Source organism: Kitasatospora sp. NPDC048662 (assembly GCF_055587065.1).
In genome coordinates, this window is the sequence record NZ_JBVJHA010000002.1 from 629,567 (window position 1) to 646,772 (window position 17,206).

A 17,206-nucleotide genomic window follows, 5' to 3' on the forward strand; every position below is an offset into this window, starting at 1 on the left:
GCCTGACGGGCCAGCGCAGCGAACTTCGACGCGGACTCAGTGTTCTGAACACCCATGACAGGACTCCTTCGAGAGGGGGATGAATCGGGAGGTTTCGGGCAGCGCGGGGCATGGTCGTCCCCGGGTGCGGCCCGAGAGTGGGATCAGGTGGTCGGGATCCGTAGGGCCAGGGGTTCGGCGCCGGGGCGGCACTGGAGGTCGCAGCCGCAGCCGGGGGGCAGCAGCAGCCAGTGGCCGGGGAGGAGCCGGACGCCCTGGTGGGTTCCGGTGCCGGCGGGGTGGACCCGGCTTCCGCCGTGGTGCTGGAAGAGCAGCAGGCTGCTGTCCTCCGGGGCGGCGAGCCGCCGGACGGGCCGGCTCGGGGCGGGTTCGACGGGGCGGCCGAGGTGGTGACGCAGGGTGTCGGCCCAGCGGGCCGCGCCGCGGGTCGGGGAAGCGTCCGGCGGGGTGCCACCGGGAGCTTCGCTCTCGGTCCACAGGAGTGCCGGGCCGGTGCCGAGTCGGCGGTTCAGGAAGGCGACGACCTCGCGTTCCGGGTCGGTCGGACGGTCTTCGTCCTGTCCCCACTGCATGTCGTCACCTCCGTTTCCGCTGTCCGGCGGGGCCCGGTGTGCCCCGCTGACATCAATGTTGCGGCGTGGCGGCATTGACGGATAGTCACGGCTTGGCGGTCCCGGGCGGCCGGTAACGGGGCCACGTGACACCCGGGGGCAGTTGTCGGGTCAGTCGTCGAGCAGCCCGGCCCGGGCGGCGGCGACGCCGGCCTGGAAACGGCTTTCGGCGCCCAACTCGTCCATGATGTCGGCGATGTGGCGGCGCGCGGTGCGCAGTGACATGCCGAGGCGGCGGGCGATGGCCTCGTCCTTGAGGCCGGCGGCGAGCATCCGGACGATGGTGCGGTCGAGTTCCTGGGAGACCTGTTCGAGGCCGTCCTCGGCGGCGGCGGCGAACGGGCGGGCGAGCGACCAGGCCTGTTCGAAGATGCCGCAGAGGTAGGCGAGAAGAGCTTCCTGACGGACCACCAGCGCGCCCCACGTGCCGTCGCTGAGGGGTAGGAAGGCGAGTTCGCGGTCGAAGACGATGAGCCGCCCGAACAGCTCGTGCGCGGTGCGGTATTCGGCGCCGAGGGCGGTGGCGGCCTCCACGTAGGCCTGGCTGGGGCCGTTGAAGCGGGCGGTGTGGTGGTAGAGGGTGCGCATCCGGACGCCGCGGCCGAGCAGGGCGCGGTCGCGGCGCAGGGCCTCCTCCATCGCGGCGGGGACGCGGGAGCCGCCGCCGGGCTGGCTGGTGAGCACCTCGCTGCGGCAGTCGGCGGAGGCCCGGTCGAGGGCGGCGCGGACGTCCTGGAGGTCGGCGATCACCTCGATCTCGCCGGCGCCGCCGGTCTCCCTGACCTGCCGGTGGTAGGCCAGGAAGCCGGCCACCTGGGCCTGGCGATGGGCGAGTTCGGCGCGGCTGCGCTGGATCTCGGCCTCGACGGGGGCGGCGAGTGCGGCGATCGCGGTCTGCGGGGGCAGGGCCCGGCAGCGCCCGGGGTCGGCCGGGTCGGGCTGGAGCAGTTGCCAGGCCGTCAAGCGGTCCAGGGCGGTGGTGGCGGCGGCCGGGTCGAGCCCTTGGCGGGCGAGGTGCCCGGCCAGCGCGTCGGGGTCGAGGCGGCCGTGTTCCAGTACCCAGGAGTAGGCCGCTGCGTCGGCCGGATCGGGCGCGAACTCGGCTCCGGTGAACGGAGCTTGGGCCGATAGGTCCATTTTCGTCCCCCGGTCATCTTGCTGCCAGAGCAGTTGGTGAGGTGGCCGCGCGATGGTTCGGGCACCCGGCGCTCGCCATGCTAGTTCCCAGGCGCCGGACCCCGGTTCGGGGCCCGGACACCAAGATCCCCCGTCTCTTCCCGTCCTCAGGAGGACTCTGCCATGAAGCGGTTCGCTCGCACCGTCGCGTTCGCCGGTCTGCTGCTCGCGCTGGCCGGCGCGGCCCCGGCCGTGGTCGCGGCGACGCAGTCCGGGCCGACGGCGGCGGTGCGGGCCGGCGGCGCCGAACTGGACGGCGACACCTCCTGGGGCGGAAGCTGCGAACTGCCGCTGTGCCAGCCCGAGTTGTACTGAGCGGGAGCGGAGGCGACCCGGATCAGAGCGGGCGGACGTTCATCGGCAGCCAGTCGTCGGTGGTGTCGGTGAGTCCGATCCGGGCGGTGTCCCACGTCCCGTAGCGCGGGTTGACCTGGATGTGCAGCGCGGTGCCCGCGTCCACCAGGGCCTTGCGGATCGCGGCGTCGCCGGCGGCGCTGGTCGGGTCCTGTCCGCCGGCCAGCTTGGTGAGGCCCACTTGCTGGCGGTAGAAGTCGTCGATCCCCTCGGCCGGGACACCCCGCTTGACCCGCAGCAGCTCGGCCAGCTTGGCGTCACCGCCCGCGGTGCGGCTGTCCGCGGACCGGGCGGCGCCGATCTCGGCGGCGTCGACCTTCAGCCGGCGGTCCGCCAGGGCCCGGCCGATGACCTTGTCGAAAATCAGGTCGTTGACGGCGTGCCGGGCCAGCCCGGACTGTTCGTTCGCCGCCGGGGCGCCTGCCTGCACGGTGCCGCCCGCGCGAACCGCCGACATCCGCGCCTGCACCTGCGCGATGGTGATCCGCTCGTCGCCGACCACGGCGGCGGCCCCTTGGTGCGCCGGTGCCCCGCCGCAGGCGGAGAGCGCGGCGGCGGCGACCGTCACGCCCAGGGCGGCGCGAAGTCGGCGGACGGAGCTGGTGCGGGTCACTGGGGCCTCCTGGTCGATGGAGCGCGTTCCGGTGGTGCTTCGCGTACGTGGCTGGGACGAACAATAGGGAGCCCCGACCCCGGGTGCCAGACCCCGCGCGCACGGTCCCCCGTCCGAGATCGTCCGCTTCCCCCGCGCGTGGACGAACGTTCGCCCAGGATCTGCCGCGATTCGTCCTACTCGCCTGGGGGGAAAGGGACATGACGACACGACGGAACCTGCTGCGGGCGGCCGCCGCGAGGGCGGGAATCGGCGCGGCGACCGCGGCGGGCACCGGGACCCGCAGAACGGCAACTACCGGATCGCGAAGCCGCTGTTGGTGCCGACCGGCGTACGGATCCAGGGCAGCGGCTCCTCCTTGGTACTCGGGCGGCGGCAACGGCACCACCGGCCCCGGGTTCATCGCAGGCCGCAGGGCGCAGGTCGCAGGTCGCAGGTCGCAGTTCGGCAACGAGGAACGGGATTGACGGCGGGCGGGGTGTCGGGGGCCTGGCAGGCTTGGGATTCTTGACTAGCTGTCATGTCAGGCCGAGTCATGGGGGAAGCATGATGTGGGGACCGGGCACGGTACTGGGCGGGCGCTACACGCTGGGCGAGCGGCTGGGCAGTGGCGGCATGGGCGAGGTCTGGCGGGCCGAGGACGGGGTGCTGGGCCGGGCGGTCGCGATCAAGGTGATGCATCCGGGGCTGGGTGACGAGCAGGACTTCATCGAGCGGTTCCGGCGCGAGGCCCGGATCCTGGCGACGGTGCGGCATCCGGGCGTCGTCCAGGTGATCGACTACTGCGAGCCGGCCGAGACCGCGGACGTCCGGGCGACGTACATCGTGATGGAGCTGATCGAGGGCCGCCCGCTGCACCTGGTGCTGGCGCAGGACGGCCCCATGGTGCCGGCCCGGGCGCTGGGGCTGGTCGCGGAGGCACTGGACGCCTTGCACGCCGCACACGCGCGGGACATCGTGCACCGGGACCTGAAGCCGTCGAACCTGATGGTGCGGGACGACGGCGGCGTGGTGGTCACGGACTTCGGGATCGCCCGGGCGTTGGCGGGCACCAGGCTGACGACCACCCACTCGGTACTGGGCACGGCCCTGTACGCGGCGCCGGAGCAGGCCGGCGGCCAAGCCGTCACGCCCCGCTCCGACCTGTACTCGATCGGTGTGGTCTGCTTCGAACTGCTCACGGGACAACCGCCGTTCACGGGTGAAACGGTGCTGGAGGTGGTGGTCAAGCACCTCCAGCAGCCGCCGCCGGGACTGGCCGAGGCGTTCCCGGCGCCGGTGCGGGAGTTCGTCGCGCGGGCGCTCGCCAAGGACCCGGCGGACCGCTTCCCGGACGCGGCGGCGATGGCCGCGGCAGCGCGCGCGGCAGCCGAACTCCCCGCCTCGGCAAGGGCGGTGGCGGCGGACACCCTGCTGGCCACCGTGCCGGACACCCCGCCGCCGAGCACCGTCCCGGCCACCCCTCCGGCGGACACCGGCGGGCGGACCGAGGAGACCCCGCGCCCGGAAAGCCGGCGGCGCCGACTGCTGCTGCCGATCGTCGTACCGGTGGTGATCTCGCTGGGCACGGGCGGCGTGTTCCTGGTCCAGGCCGCGCCGTGGAAGTCCGACACCTCGCAGACGGGTTCCGGCCCGATCTCGGGACCCGGCGACGGATCGCCCCTCCCGGTGGCGTCGGCGTCGAGCAGCTCGCCCGGGTCCGCCTCACCGTCCGCTTCCGACTCCGCCTCGGCCCCGGCCTCCGACTCGCCCTCCCCCGGCCCGCAGCAGCCCTCGCCCGAGCAGCCGGGCACCACCGGCACGCACCCGTCCCAGGGTGGCGGTGGCGGAGGCGGCACCAGTGGCGGCAGCGGCGGTGGCAGTGGCGGCAGCAACGGCGGTGGCAGCAACGGTGGTGGCAATCAGCAGCCCGGCGGCACCACCACCCCGCCGAACACGCCACCCGCCGGCGGCGGCACCGGCGGCACGACCTCCGGGCCCCCGGCAGGCTGCGGGGGCGCCGGCTGGGGATACCTGACCTCGGTGGGCAGCGGGCAGCGCCTCGGCCTGGCGACGAACACTCTGGCGGGCGGCACGGCGGCGGTGATGGACCGCAACACCTCGTTCGGCTGGTACCGCTCCGGCCCGGACCCGGGCGGCTGGTACGCGCTGTACCCCTGCAACATGAGCAAGCCGATCCTGGTCCAGAACGACACCGGGACACCGGTCACCCTGCGCTCGGGATTCAACGTCCTGACCAGCTGGTCGGTGGTCCAGGCGCCCACGCAGGGCGCGTACTACCTCAAGGACTACATGGCCAGCCTCTGCCTGACCGACAACGGCTCCGGCAACGCGGCCACCATGGAGAAGTGCACCCCGGGCAACACCGCCCAGCAGTGGCGCATCCCCCCGGCGGGCTGACAGCCCCCGCCACGGCGACGGCGGATCGTCGTGGATCGACTGTCAGACCTGTCCGGCAGGCTCCGGCCATGGAGATGACCGTGCAGCTGACCATCGACTGCTCCGATCCGCAGAGGATGGTGGCCTTCTGGGCCCCGGCCTTGGGCTATGTGCCCGAGCCCGCGCCCGACGGGTACGCCACCTGGCGCGCCTATTGGGAGGCGATAGGGGTGCCTGCGGAGGAGTTGCCGGCCGGGGCCGGCGACATTCCGGAGTCGATCGTCGATCCGACGGGTCGTGGACCGCGCGTGTGGTTCCAGCAGGTTCCGGAGCCGAAGACCGCCAAGAACCGGTGGCACTTCGACCTCACGGTCGGCGGCGGTCGTGACGTCCCGCTGGACGTCCGCGCGCAGCGGGTCAGGGCCGCGGTGGAGCAACTGGTCGAGGCCGGCGCCACCGTGCTGAAGATCAAGGACGAGCCGAGCATGGGGCTGTACGCCGCGGCCATGCAGGACCCCGAGGGCAACGAGTTCGACGTCGTCTGACGGCTGTGAGATCCCCCGACCCGGGACCGCCGCTCGGTCAGGTCGCGTACGGGTTGGTGGTGGTGCGGTGGCTGCCGAGCTGCTCCAGGTGGCTGCGCAGGCGGCGGACGTCCGGATGGTGGGGGCCGTGGCGGCGCTCGGTCTCCAGCAGGAGTTCCAGCAGGCTCTGCCAGGCGGCCTCGACGTGGCCGGTGGCGGCGAGCAGGAGACCGATGCGTTCGCGCAGGTCGGGGGCGTGGGCGGAGCCGGGCGGGAGGGCCGCGAGGACGGCCTGGTATTCGGCGAGGGCCTCGCGGGTGAGGCCCAGTTGTTCCAGGCAGCGGGCCGCGTGGCGGCGGTGGTCGAGGGCGGCCGGGTCGTGCGGGCCGCGTTCGGCGGCCGCGGTGGCGGCCAGTAGGCGCAGTTCGGGCAGTGCTTCGCCCCACTGCCGTTCGGCGAGCAGGGTACGGGCCCGGATCGCGCGCACCGTGTGCACCAGCGGCGCGGCCTCGCCCTGCTCGGCGACGGCCCGGGGCAGCAGGCGGGCGGACAGGTCGAGCACCTCGGCGTGCCGGCCGGCCGCGACCAGGTCGGAGAGCCGGGCGCAGGCCCCGGCCAGGGTCTCCTGCTCGGGCCTGACGGGGGCGGGGGCATGGACGGGCGGCGCGAACACGGGCGGCGGTGCCGGTGTGTCGGCGGCGCCGGTGGGCTCCGGGTGGTGCGGGTAGCGGTACGGGTCCGCCGGGTCGGGGACGGCGGGCAGCCGGGTGCGCGGACGGCCGGCCGGGGCGGGCAGCAGCGGCAGCAACAGGGCGTGCACCTCGGCCGCGTCGGCGGGCCGCCGGTCGGGTTGCTTGGCGAGCAGCCGCAGCACCAACTCCTCCAGCATGGGCGGCACTTCGGCCCGCAGCGCGCGCAGCGGCTGGGGCGGGTCGTCGACCTGGCGGCGCAGCACGCCGAGCGCGGTGGGCGCCGGGAACGGCGGGCCGCCGGCCAGCATCTCGTGCAGCATGCAGCCGAGCGCGTACAGGTCGCTGCGCCGGTCGGTGTCGGTCGCCATGGCCTGCTCGGGGGCCATGTACGCGGGGCTGCCGATCGGGCTGCCGGTGAGGGTGAGGCGGGTGGCGGTGGGGTCGATGGCGGCGGCGATGCCGAGGTCGAGCAGGATCACCCGCCCGTCCGGACGGACCATCACATTGCTCGGCTTCAGGTCGCGGTGGACCACCCCCGCCCCGTGCACGGCGGCCAGCGCGGCGCACAACTGCCCGGCGACCGCGACGGCCCGATCGACGCCGAGCGGGCCCTCCTCGGCGATCAGGTCGGCCAGGCTCAGGCCGGGAACCCGCTGCATCACCAGGTAGAGCTCGTCCCCGTCGGCTCCCGCGTCGTACACGGTGACCAGACCGGGGTGGTCGAGGGAGGCGCCTATTCGGCACTCGCGCAGGAACCGCTGCCGCAGCAGGTCGCCCTGACTGTCACCACGACCGGCCGGGTACGGCACCGCGTCGGTGCGCAGCAGCTTCACCGCGACCGGCCGCCCCAGCTGCTGGTCCCGGGCGGCCCAGACCTGTCCCATCCCGCCGTGCCCGATCTTCTCGTCGAGCGCGTACCGTCCGCCGACGGTGCGGCTCACGGCTTCCCGTCCCCGGCCTGACGGCGCAGCAGCTCACCGAGCTCGCGCAGCTCGGCGGCGCCGGTCACACCACCCGGTGCGGCGGCGGGCGGCGGGGTGGTGACGGCGGGCGGTGCGACCGGGGGCGGGTACGGGGCGCCGGTGGGGTACGTGGTGGCCGAGGCCGGGTACCCGGGGTACGCCGGGTACGGGTACGGCGGCGGGGCGGCAACGGCGTCCGGCCAGAACCGGCGCTGGTTCATCAGCAGGAAGTGCACCGGCGTGCCGATCCACAGCGGGAGCAGCACCAGCACACCCACCAGGGTGTTGATCTTCCCGCCCGACGGGGTCAGCCCGGCGGCCACGTAGAGCCCCAGCTGCATCAGCCCGATGACGATCGCGCCGACGATGTCGGCCCGGCGCCGCCGCCCGACCGCCAGCACCAGCGAGGGCACCATGCCGAGGATCCCGAGGGTCAGCACCGGCACCGCGGCGCACAGCAGCGTCACCCAGATCCGGTACGGGCCGGACACGGCGCGGGCGGGCATGGAAGCTCCTCGGCGACGGGAATGTGCTGCGCACACGCTACCCCCACCCCCCGCGCCTTGGTCCGACGGTGCGTCAAGCCGGTCCGGAACTCCCGGCGGCGAGGGCGTCGGTGAGGGCCCGGGTCAGGGTGCGGGCCTCGGTGGTGGCGCGGGTCAGGGCTGCCTCGTACTCGGCGAGCCGGCGGAACGCCGCACCCAGGGCCCGCTGTTGCTCGACGGGGACGCGCGGCACCTCGACCCGGCGGATGTCCAGGCGGCTGGTGGTGGACGCGTAGCTGCTGGCCCGCCGGCCGGCGCCGGTGGCGCGCAGTTGGCCGGCCAGGAAGTCGGGGTCGAGCAGGGCCGGGTCGGGTCGCAGCAGGTGCAGCCGGGCCCCGAGGGCGGCGTCCGCGTACGGGCTGCCGGGGTGCACCGCCTGTGCGCCCTCGCCGCCCAACGCGGGTACCAGGACATCTCCGTGGCGGATCGTCAGCGCGTCGGTGGCGTCGGTGGCGGCGCTCGGCGGTGCGGCGGACTGGAGGTCCTGGTCGGTGAGCAGCGGGGTGCGGCCGCCGGGGCGGGCGGGGGCGCCCTGCCCGGAGGAGTGCACCTCCAGTGCGCCGGAGCGGGCGAGTTCGCCGATGCTGACCTGCGGGGGTGCGGCCGCGCCGGTGGCGGCGAGGGTGGGCAGGGCGGCGTCCAGGTCGGCCAGCCGGGCGAGTTCGGCGGCCAGGTGCTCGCGCAGGGCGGTGAGTGCGTCGGGGGCGGCCTCGGCGGGCAGTGCGGGCAGGTGGCGGGCCGGGGTGAGGTCGGTCTCCTCGTCCAGCAGGTCGAGCGCGGGCACCGCCCGGGAGCGGCCGGGCCGGTCGGCGGGCAGCGGGCCACCGGTGCGGGCGGCCGTGTCGAACGCCTGCCAGGCCGTCAGGACGTCCTGCTGGAGCGCGGCGCGGTCGATCCGTTCGCGGCCGCCGTCGGTGGCGGCGTCCAGCAGCAGCAGGTGCCGGAAGTCGTCGCCGGGCTCCGGGCCGCGCAGTACCCACACATGCAGCGGCACCCCGTACGGCGGGGCGACGCCGGCGGGCAGTGCGATCACGGCGCGCAGCGTGCCCGAGCGGACCAGTTCGGCCCGTACCCGGCGGCCGGCCCGGCGGGACGCGACGGTCGGCGGCAGCAGCAGGACGGCCGTCCCGCCGGGGCGGGTGTGCGCCAGGCAGTGCAGCACCCACGCCAGTTCGGACTCGCCGCGCGGCGGCACCACCCCGCCGGGCCAGCGGCTGTCGTACTGCAACTGGTCGTGGCCCCAGTCGCGTTCGTTGTACGGCGGCCGGCACAGCACCGCGTCGGCGGCCAGGCCCGGGAAGGCGTCGGCGCGCAGCGCGTCCCCGGCCCGGACGTCCACCGGCAGCGGGCCGGGCCGGTCGGCGGGGGCGGCCAGCGCGAGGCGCAGCAGCGCGACGCCGGCCAGGCCCGGGTCGGCGTCCTGACCGCGGCGGGCGGCGGGCGCGGCGGCCAGCAGCACCCCGCCGGTGCCGCACGCCGGGTCCAACACGGTCCGGTCGCCGCCCGGCGTTCCGGCGAGCGCGGCCAGCAGGGCGGCGGTCTGGGCCGGAATCGGCTGCTGGAGGCGGGGGTTGGCCTCGGTGTACCTGGTCAGCAGTTGCTCGTACGCGGCGGCCGGGGCGCTCTCCGCGGTCAGTCGGGCCAGCAGCCGGGCCAGGTCCAGGTGGGTGGCGCCGGCGATCAGCGGCAGGTCGAGCGTCGTCGTCGCGTCCGGCCCGAGCAGGGCGCCGACGGTGCGGCGCAGTGCCTTGGGCAGCGCGGTGGCCAGCCGGGTGTCCGGCTGCTCGGCGAGTTCGGCCCACGCGGACGGAGCGCGATGCAGCAGGAGCAGCAGCGAACCGGCCGTCACCAGCGGGGCGACGGCCGGGCCGGACGGGTCACGGAGCAACTCCAGCTGCTGCCAGACCCGCTCCAGCAGCGGCAGTTCGGCGAGCTTCCCCTGCGCGCGCAGCCACTGTTCGACCTGGTCCAGCCGGAACGTCGGACTGGTCTCGGTGCCGCCGGCGGGCCTCGGAAAGTCGGTGTGGCGACGGCGCCAGTTGGACACGGCGGCCCTGCCGACCCCGGCGAGCCGGGCGATCTCGGCGGCCGTGACCTCGGGACTTTCCGACATGCGCGGGCTCCTCAGCAGCGGGGTGTGGCCACACAGCATAGCCAGGCGGTCCTCCCCGCGTGTTCACACGTGAACAGAGAGGTTTCGTGGACTGGCATTGACACTGTTCACACCCGAGGCTTTACTGGAGTCATCGCCGGAACCCCGGCCCACCGCAGAATCCCTGGGGGAGAGCCCGTCATGTCTGTCCGCATCAGCACCCGCCGCACCGCCGCCGTCCTCCTCGGCGCCTGCCTGCTCGCCGCCGCGACGGCCTGCGGCCCCGACAAGAGCTCCGTCTCCACCAGCCCCAAGGCCGCCGACTCCGCCCCCGCCGCAAGCGCCTCCGGCGGCAGCGGCGACCAGGGCAAGGCGGCCGGCTCCTCCACCGCCAAGCTCGGCGACACCATCGGGCTGAAGGGCATGGAGAAGTCCAACACCGCGGACGTCACGCTGGTGAAGGTCGTCGACAACGCGGAGGGCGCGGACGAGTTCACCAAGCCCGCCGACGGCAAGCGCTTCGTCTCGGTCCAGTTCCGGATCAAGGCCACCGGCAGCGCGGCCTACGCCGACGCCCCGGCCAACAGCGCGAAGGTCCTCGACGACAAGGGCCAGGGCTACAGCTCCTCCCTCGACGAGACGAAGGCCGGCCCCGAGTTCCCCGTCCCCGCGAACATCGCCCCCGGCGAGAGCGCCCTCGGCTTCATCACCTTCGAGGTCCCGTCGGACGCCAAGCTCGACAAGATCCAGTTCGCCATGGACAGCGGCTTCGCCCAGCAGACGGGCCAGTGGAAGCTGTAAAGGTACGCAGGCGTCGCGAAACGCGGGTGGGTGCGAAACGCGGGTGGGTGCGAACACAGGGGCGCGGGGAGAGCTGCGCGAACGCAGGTGGGCGCGAAGACAGGGGCGCGGGGAACTGCGCGACAAGCGCACACCACGTCCGCAAGGTCGCGATCAAGTGCAAGTCAGTGCCCTGCATCGCGATCTTGCGGTCGGGTCCTTCCGCTGCGCGCAGTTCCCCGCGCCCCTGGTTGCGCTCTACCGCTTCAGGTCGTCGAACATGGTGCTCAGGAACTCCGTGGACCAGGACAACAGCTCCCGCCCCACCAGCGGCTTGCCGCCAATGCGTCCGCCCGAGCTGGGCCGGGGCACCAGCAGTTGCTGGGCGGCGGACTTGATCTGGGTGCGGGGGTAGAGCCGGTTCAGCCGGAGTTGCTGGGACTCCCGCAGATCGACCGGGCCGAAGCGGACGAAGTTGCCCTGCAGGGTGATGTCCCCGATGCCGCAGCGCCGCGCGAACAGTCGCAGGCCGGCCACCAGCAGGAGGTTCTCGACCGGCTCGGGGAGCTTGCCGTAGCGGTCGGTCAGTTCCTCGCGGACCTGCGCGATGTCCGCCTCCGAGTTGACGGCGGCGATCGACCGGTACGCCTGGAGTCGCAGCCGCTCGCCGGGGGCGTAGTCGTGCGGGACGTGCGCGTCGACCGGCAGCTCGATCTTGACTTCGAGCGGCTCCTCCTCCGGCTCGGCGCCCCCGGCCTCCAGGGACTGGCGGAAGTCGGCGACGGCCTCGCCGACCATCCGCATGTAGAGGTCGAAGCCGACGCCCGCGATGTGGCCGGACTGTTCGCCGCCGAGCAGGTTGCCCGCGCCGCGGATCTCCAGGTCCTTCATGGCGACGTACATGCCGGCGCCCATCTCGGTGTGCTGGGCGATGGTGGCGAGGCGCTCGTGCGCGGTCTCGGTGAGCGGCTTCTCCGGCGGGTACAGCATGTACGCGTAGCCGCGTTCGCGTCCTCGGCCCACTCGTCCCCGGAGCTGGTGGAGCTGCGAGAGCCCGAAGGTGTCGCCGCGTTCGACGATCAGGGTGTTGGCGTTGGAGATGTCGATGCCGGATTCGACGATGGTGGTGGAGACCAGGACGTCGAACTCCTTCTCCCAGAAGTCGACGACGACCTTTTCGAGCTGCGTCTCCCCCATCTGCCCGTGCGCGGTGGCGACCCGCGCCTCGGGCACCAGGTCCTTCAGTCGCGCCGCCGCCTTGTCGATCGACTCGACCCGGTTGTGGATGTAGAACACCTGGCCCTCGCGCAGCAGTTCGCGCCGGATGGCGGCGGAGATCTGCTTCTCGTCGTAGGGGCCGACGAAGGTGAGGACGGGGTGGCGCTCCTCCGGCGGGGTGGTGATGGTGGACATCTCGCGGATGCCGGTGACCGCCATCTCCAGGGTGCGCGGGATCGGGGTGGCGGACATGGTGAGCACGTCCACGTTGGCCCGCAGCTTCTTCAGCTGTTCCTTGTGCTCGACGCCGAAGCGCTGTTCCTCGTCCACGATGACCAGGCCGAGGTCCTTGAAGCGGGTCTCCGAGGAGAACAGCCGGTGCGTGCCGATGACGACGTCCACCGAGCCCTCGAACAGGCCCTCCAGCACGGTCTTCGCCTCGGTGTCGGTCTGGAAGCGGGACAGCGCCTTCACGTTGACCGGGAAGTTCGCGTACCGCTCGGCGAAGGTCGAGAAGTGCTGCTGCACCAGCAGCGTGGTCGGCACCAGGACCGCTACCTGCTTGCCGTCCTGCACGGCCTTGAAGGCCGCCCGGACGGCGATCTCGGTCTTGCCGTAGCCGACGTCGCCGCAGATCAACCGGTCCATCGGGACGGACTTCTCCATGTCCGTCTTGACCTCGGCGATGGTGGTCAGCTGGTCGGGGGTCTCGGCGTACGGGAAGGCGTCCTCCAGCTCCCGCTGCCAGGGGGTGTCCTGGCCGAAGGCGTGGCCGGGGGCGGCCATCCGGGCCGAGTACAGCTTGATCAGGTCGGCGGCGATCTCCTTGACGGCCTTCTTGGCGCGCTGCTTGGTCTTGGCCCAGTCGGCGCCGCCGAGGCGGTGCAGGGTCGGGGCCTCGCCGCCGACGTACTTGGTGACCTGGTCGAGCTGGTCGGTGGGCACGAACAGCCGGTCGCCGGGGTGGCCGCGCTTGGCGGGCGCGTACTCCAGCACCAGGTACTCGCGGGTGGCGCCCTGCACGGTGCGCTGCACCATCTCCACGTACCGGCCGACGCCGTGCTGCTCGTGCACCACGTAGTCGCCGGCGGCCAGCGCCAGCGGGTCGATGGCGTTGCGGCGGCGGGACGGCATCCGGCGCATGTCCTTGGTGGAGGACTTCTGGCCGGACAGGTCGGTCTCGGTGACGACGGTGAGCTTGAGGGTCTCGTCGACGAAGCCGTGCTCGATCGAGCCGCAGGAGACGTACACGACGTCCCGGGTCGGGGCCTCGCCGAGGTCGGCGACCAACCGGGCCGGGATGCCCTCGTTGCCGAGCACCTCCGCCAGCCGGGCGGCCGGGCCGTGGCCCTCCGTCACCAGCACCACGCGCCAGTCGGCGGCCAGCCGCTCCCGGGCGTCGGTGATCGCCCGCGCGGTGTCGCCCCGGTACGCCTCCACGGCGTGCATCCCGAGCATCAACGTGTCGGCGTCACCGTGCCAATCAGCGGCTCCGCCGCGGGCCAGGATCTCCGACACCGTGGAGTCACTGGTCGCGAACGGGCTGACCGACCACCAGGGCAGCCCGATCCCGGCGGCGTGCTCGCGCACGTCGGCCAGCGACCGGAGCGACGCGGCGGAGACGTCGATCGCCTCCAGGTCGATCGGCCGGTCGGCGCCCGCGGCGGCGGCCACCCAGGACGCGGCCAGGAACTCCTGACTGGTGGCGACCAGGTCCGCGGCCCGGGTGCGGACCCGCTCGGGGTCGCAGACCACCGCGATCGAGCCGGCCGGCAGCACGTCGAGCAGCAGCTCCATGTCGTCGACCAGTACGGGGGCCAGCGACTCCATGCCCTCGACCGCGACGCCCTGCGCGATCTTGTCCAGGATCTCGCCCAACTCGGGGTGCCGGGCGGCCAGTTCGGCGGCCTTGGCGCGCACCTCGTCGGTCAGCAGCAGCTCACGGCAGGGCGGCGCCCACAGGCCGTGCTCGGCGATCTCCAGCGACCGCTGGTCGGCGATCTTGAAGTAGCGGACCTCCTCGACGTCGTCGCCCCAGAACTCCACCCGCAGGGGGTGCTCCTCGGTCGGCGGGAAGACGTCCAGGATGCCGCCGCGGACGGCGAACTCGCCGCGCTTCTCGACCAGTTCGACCCGGGCGTAGGCGGCGGCCGCGAGCTTGCGGACGACCTCCTCCAGGTCGTGCTGCTCACCGCGCTGCAGGGCCACCGGCTCCAGTTCGGCCAGGCCCTTCACCTGCGGCTGGAGCACGCTGCGCACCGGGGCGACCACCACCTGCACCGGCCCGGCGGCCGGGTCGTCGGCACGCGGGTGGACGATCCGGCGCAGCACGGCGAGGCGGCGGCCGACGGTGTCCGAGCGCGGGGAGAGCCGCTCGTGCGGCAGGGTCTCCCAGGCCGGGAACTCGGCGACCGCGTCGGGCGGCAGCAGCGAACGCAGCGAAGCGGCGAGGTCCTCGGCCTCCCGGCCGGTGGCGGTGACCGCCAGCACCGGGCGGCCGCTCTCACCGGCCCGGGCGGCCAGCGAGCGGGCCAGCGCCGCGATCGCGAACGGCCGGGCGGCGGGCGGGCCGACCAGGTCGAGGTGCTGCCTGTGCCCCGTGGCCGCCGCCTCGATCGCCTCGGCGAGGGCGGCGTCCCGTACGACGACATCGAGCAGTCCGGACAGGCTCATACGTCAAGTTCTCCACGACGGGGACTTGGCCCGGCAACAGACGGCCGCCGGGCAGCGCGACAGTCCCGGAACGCGGTGCGCCCGGGGGTGTCCAGCCTACGCCGCGCGGGGGCCCCGCACGTGGCGTGGCGTCCCCGGCCGGCGGCGCCGGGCGACTTACCGGTATTCGTACGGGCTCGTCCAGAGATCATGCAGCCGACACACTCCTGTCACTGTCTGTCCATGGTGGACGCGCAGGATGGTGTGCAGCGCAGGCCGCATCCAACCGTGGGGGATGGCTGCGGAAGCGCGATCGCACCCCGATGGGGGTCGGGAGTGCGAAGGCCGGGCGGCCCTGGGTGGGGGCGCCCGCGCCACTCACGCCGGGACTCGCGGCGCCTGCCTGGGGCTGGCGCCGCGAGATCTCGGCGTCGGCGCCTTCCCTGTCTCCACCAGCCTTGTGCGGTGGCCGAGTTCGGCCACCCGCCCGTCACCGGCCAGTTCCCGCGAAGCCGCCCGCGCGGCGGTCGGGGCTCCGTACCCTCTTGTGAAGAAGGTGTGGGGACACCGGGGGATTTCCAGGGGGTTGGGTTCGCCATGCGCGTTGTCATCGCAGGTCAGGGCTACGTCGGTCTCCCGCTCGCGGTTCGCGCCGCCGAGGTGGGCCATCAGGTGGTCGGGTACGACGTGGACGAGCGCCGGATCAAGCGGCTCGCGGTCGGCGAGTCGTACGTCGAGGACATCCCCGGCGACCGGCTGCGCCCGCTGCTGGACTCCGGCCGCTATCTGCCGTCCGCCGATCCGGCCGACGTGGCGGGGTTCGACGTCGCGGTGATCACCGTCCCGACGCCGCTGCGCGACGGCGTCCCCGACCTCTCCTACATCGAGGCGTCCGCGAAACTGCTGGGCCGGCACCTGAAGCGCGGCGCGACGGTCGTACTGGAGTCCACCACCTACCCGGGCACCACCGAGGAGCTGCTCGCACCCTTGCTGGAGGCGGGCAGCGGGCTGCGGGCGGGCACGGACTTCCACCTCGGCTACAGCCCCGAGCGGATCGACCCGGGCAACCCGGTGTGGAGGCTGGAGAACACTCCGAAGGTGGTCTCCGGCACCACGCCGGACGGGCTCGCGGCCGTCGCCGGGTTCTACGGGCAGCTGGTGGAACGGACGGTGCCGGTCTCCTCCTGCAAGGAGGCCGAGCTGACCAAGCTGCTGGAGAACACCTTCCGGCACGTCAACATCGCGCTGGTCAACGAGCTGGCGATGTTCGCGCACGACCTCGGCATCGACGTCTGGGAGGCCATCGACGCGGCCTCCACCAAACCGTTCGGCTTCCTCCGCTTCACGCCCGGCCCGGGCGTCGGCGGGCACTGCCTGCCGATCGACCCCTCGTACCTGTCCTGGCGGGTGGAGCGGGCGCTCGGCCAGTCGTTCCGGTTCGTCGAGCTCGCCAACGACGTCAACAGCCACATGCCGGACTACGTGGTCCGCCGCCTCGCCGACGCGCTCAACCGGCGCCGCCGCAGCGTCAATGGCTCCCGGGTGCTGCTGCTCGGCCTGGCCTACAAGAAGAACACCGGCGACGCCCGCGAGACCCCGGCGGCCCGGATCGTCGAACTCCTCACCCGCCAGGGCGCCGAAGTCCGCGCCGCCGACCCCCATGTCGTCGCGGGCGTCCACGTCGCCGAACCCCAACTGCCGGGCCGGCCCACCCCCGACCACGACGCGGGCCCGCTCGCCACCGTCCACCGCGTCGAGGCCACTGCGGCCGAGCTCGCCGCCGCCGACGCGGTCGTCCTCCTCGCCGACCACGACGAGTTCGACTTCGACGCCGTCACCACCCACGCCCAGTACGTCCTGGACTGCCGCCACCGCCTGACGGGGGCGTCGGTCGAGGTGCTGTGAGCGTCGCCGGGCCGAGTCACTTACGGGCGGCGGGCCGGCGCACCAGCACGGCCACCACGGCCACCGCCACGACCGACAGCCCGCCGGCCGCCGCCCACCACTGCCAGTCGGCGCTGTCCTCGGCCTTGGCAGGGGGCGCTGCGGACGGCACCCCGGAAGCGGACGCCGACGCCGACGGTCGTGGCGGCGGCTGGGTGGGGGCGGCCTGGTCGTCGTTGGTGAAGCTGAAGCGTCCCTGGAGCGGCGCCCCGTCGGCCGCGACGGCCCGCCAGGTCACCTGGATGAGGCCCCTCGGCAGGCGGCCGACCTTCTGCTGCACCGTGCGGTCGGTCGCGGTCGGCGCGCCGTCGGTGAAGGGCGTCCCGTCGGTGCCGACGACGGCGATCGTGGTGTAGCCGGCCTGCACCGCGCTGTCGAAGGTCAGCGTGATCGAGGTCGGCGATTCGGTCACCACGGAGTCCGCGGCCGGGTTGGAGTCGAGCAGCTGCGCGTGCGCCGCCGCCCGGGGCGCGGAGACCAGGACGGACAGCGTGGCCAGCAGCAGTGCGGTGAGGAACGGCACCACCGCCGGGCGGGAGGGGACTCGGGGCTTCACGTGTCAGTCGTCGTCGCCGGCCTCCGGGAAGTTCCCGGCACTTCGTGGGAACTTCCCGCCCACCCGGTCCGACCACTGCGGTAACTGCGGCACGCAAGCACGCCCGCA

13 protein-coding genes are annotated in these 17,206 nt (G+C 73.7%); 5 read left to right on the forward strand and 8 right to left on the reverse strand.

Features of this window, described 5'->3' with window-relative positions:
- Nucleotides 1–143: 143 nt before the first annotated feature.
- Nucleotides 144–572 (reverse strand): hypothetical protein, encoded by a 429-nt coding sequence (locus tag ACZ6R9_RS08810; protein ID WP_465537304.1) that lies wholly within the window; start codon nt 570–572, stop codon nt 144–146.
- Between the two features lie 150 nt (nt 573–722).
- Entirely contained in the window at nt 723–1,748 is a 1,026-nt protein-coding gene (locus tag ACZ6R9_RS08815) for a helix-turn-helix transcriptional regulator (protein WP_465537306.1), read from the reverse strand.
- A 162-nt stretch (nt 1,749–1,910) separates the two neighbouring features.
- On the opposite strand from ACZ6R9_RS08815, the gene ACZ6R9_RS08820 reads away from it, so the two are divergent.
- A complete protein-coding gene (locus tag ACZ6R9_RS08820) occupies nt 1,911–2,102 on the forward strand; it encodes a hypothetical protein (RefSeq protein WP_380479754.1) in 192 nt (63 codons plus the stop codon).
- A gap of 22 nt (nt 2,103–2,124) precedes the next feature.
- Here ACZ6R9_RS08820 and ACZ6R9_RS08825 read toward each other — a convergent pair whose 3' ends face one another.
- A complete protein-coding gene (locus ACZ6R9_RS08825; RefSeq protein ID WP_465537308.1) occupies nt 2,125–2,754 on the reverse strand; it encodes a SurA N-terminal domain-containing protein in 630 nt (209 codons plus the stop codon).
- A gap of 546 nt (nt 2,755–3,300) precedes the next feature.
- Here ACZ6R9_RS08825 and ACZ6R9_RS08830 point away from each other — a divergent pair.
- Both ACZ6R9_RS08830 and ACZ6R9_RS08835 read left to right on the forward strand, forming a co-directional pair.
- Nucleotides 3,301–5,154 (forward strand): serine/threonine-protein kinase, encoded by a 1,854-nt coding sequence (locus ACZ6R9_RS08830; protein ID WP_380479750.1) that lies wholly within the window; start codon nt 3,301–3,303, stop codon nt 5,152–5,154.
- A gap of 68 nt (nt 5,155–5,222) precedes the next feature.
- Nucleotides 5,223–5,678, forward strand: a complete 456-nt coding sequence (locus tag ACZ6R9_RS08835) for a VOC family protein (protein ID WP_465537311.1) — start codon at nt 5,223–5,225, stop codon at nt 5,676–5,678.
- A 37-nt stretch (nt 5,679–5,715) separates the two neighbouring features.
- On the opposite strand, the gene ACZ6R9_RS08840 is transcribed toward ACZ6R9_RS08835, so the two are convergent.
- The 3 genes from ACZ6R9_RS08840 to ACZ6R9_RS08850 form a co-directional block, all read right to left on the reverse strand.
- Nucleotides 5,716–7,290, reverse strand: a complete 1,575-nt coding sequence (locus ACZ6R9_RS08840; RefSeq protein ID WP_465537313.1) for a serine/threonine-protein kinase — start codon at nt 7,288–7,290, stop codon at nt 5,716–5,718.
- Nucleotides 7,287–7,817, reverse strand: a complete 531-nt coding sequence (locus ACZ6R9_RS08845; protein WP_380479744.1) for a hypothetical protein — start codon at nt 7,815–7,817, stop codon at nt 7,287–7,289. Before ACZ6R9_RS08845 ends, ACZ6R9_RS08840 begins: the two co-directional genes overlap by 4 nt.
- A gap of 73 nt (nt 7,818–7,890) precedes the next feature.
- Nucleotides 7,891–9,969 carry an N-6 DNA methylase gene (locus ACZ6R9_RS08850; protein WP_465537315.1) on the reverse strand — a complete coding sequence of 693 codons (2,079 nt, stop codon included), beginning with the start codon at nt 9,967–9,969 and terminating at the stop codon, nt 7,891–7,893.
- A 180-nt stretch (nt 9,970–10,149) separates the two neighbouring features.
- On the opposite strand from ACZ6R9_RS08850, the gene ACZ6R9_RS08855 reads away from it, so the two are divergent.
- Nucleotides 10,150–10,749 carry a DUF4352 domain-containing protein gene (locus ACZ6R9_RS08855; protein WP_465537318.1) on the forward strand — a complete coding sequence of 200 codons (600 nt, stop codon included), beginning with the start codon at nt 10,150–10,152 and terminating at the stop codon, nt 10,747–10,749.
- A 237-nt stretch (nt 10,750–10,986) separates the two neighbouring features.
- Here the strand turns inward: ACZ6R9_RS08855 and mfd are convergent, their stop codons facing one another.
- A complete protein-coding gene (gene mfd / locus ACZ6R9_RS08860) occupies nt 10,987–14,619 on the reverse strand; it encodes a transcription-repair coupling factor (RefSeq protein WP_380479738.1) in 3,633 nt (1,210 codons plus the stop codon).
- Between the two features lie 576 nt (nt 14,620–15,195).
- Between mfd and ACZ6R9_RS08865 the strand changes: the two genes are divergently transcribed.
- Nucleotides 15,196–16,503, forward strand: a complete 1,308-nt coding sequence (locus ACZ6R9_RS08865) for a nucleotide sugar dehydrogenase (RefSeq protein WP_465537320.1) — start codon at nt 15,196–15,198, stop codon at nt 16,501–16,503.
- 16 nt (nt 16,504–16,519) lie between these two features.
- Here ACZ6R9_RS08865 and ACZ6R9_RS08870 read toward each other — a convergent pair whose 3' ends face one another.
- On the reverse strand, nt 16,520–17,098 hold the full coding sequence (locus ACZ6R9_RS08870) for a copper resistance CopC family protein (protein WP_465537322.1): 579 nt from the start codon (nt 17,096–17,098) through the stop codon (nt 16,520–16,522).
- Nucleotides 17,099–17,206: the final 108 nt, after the last annotated feature.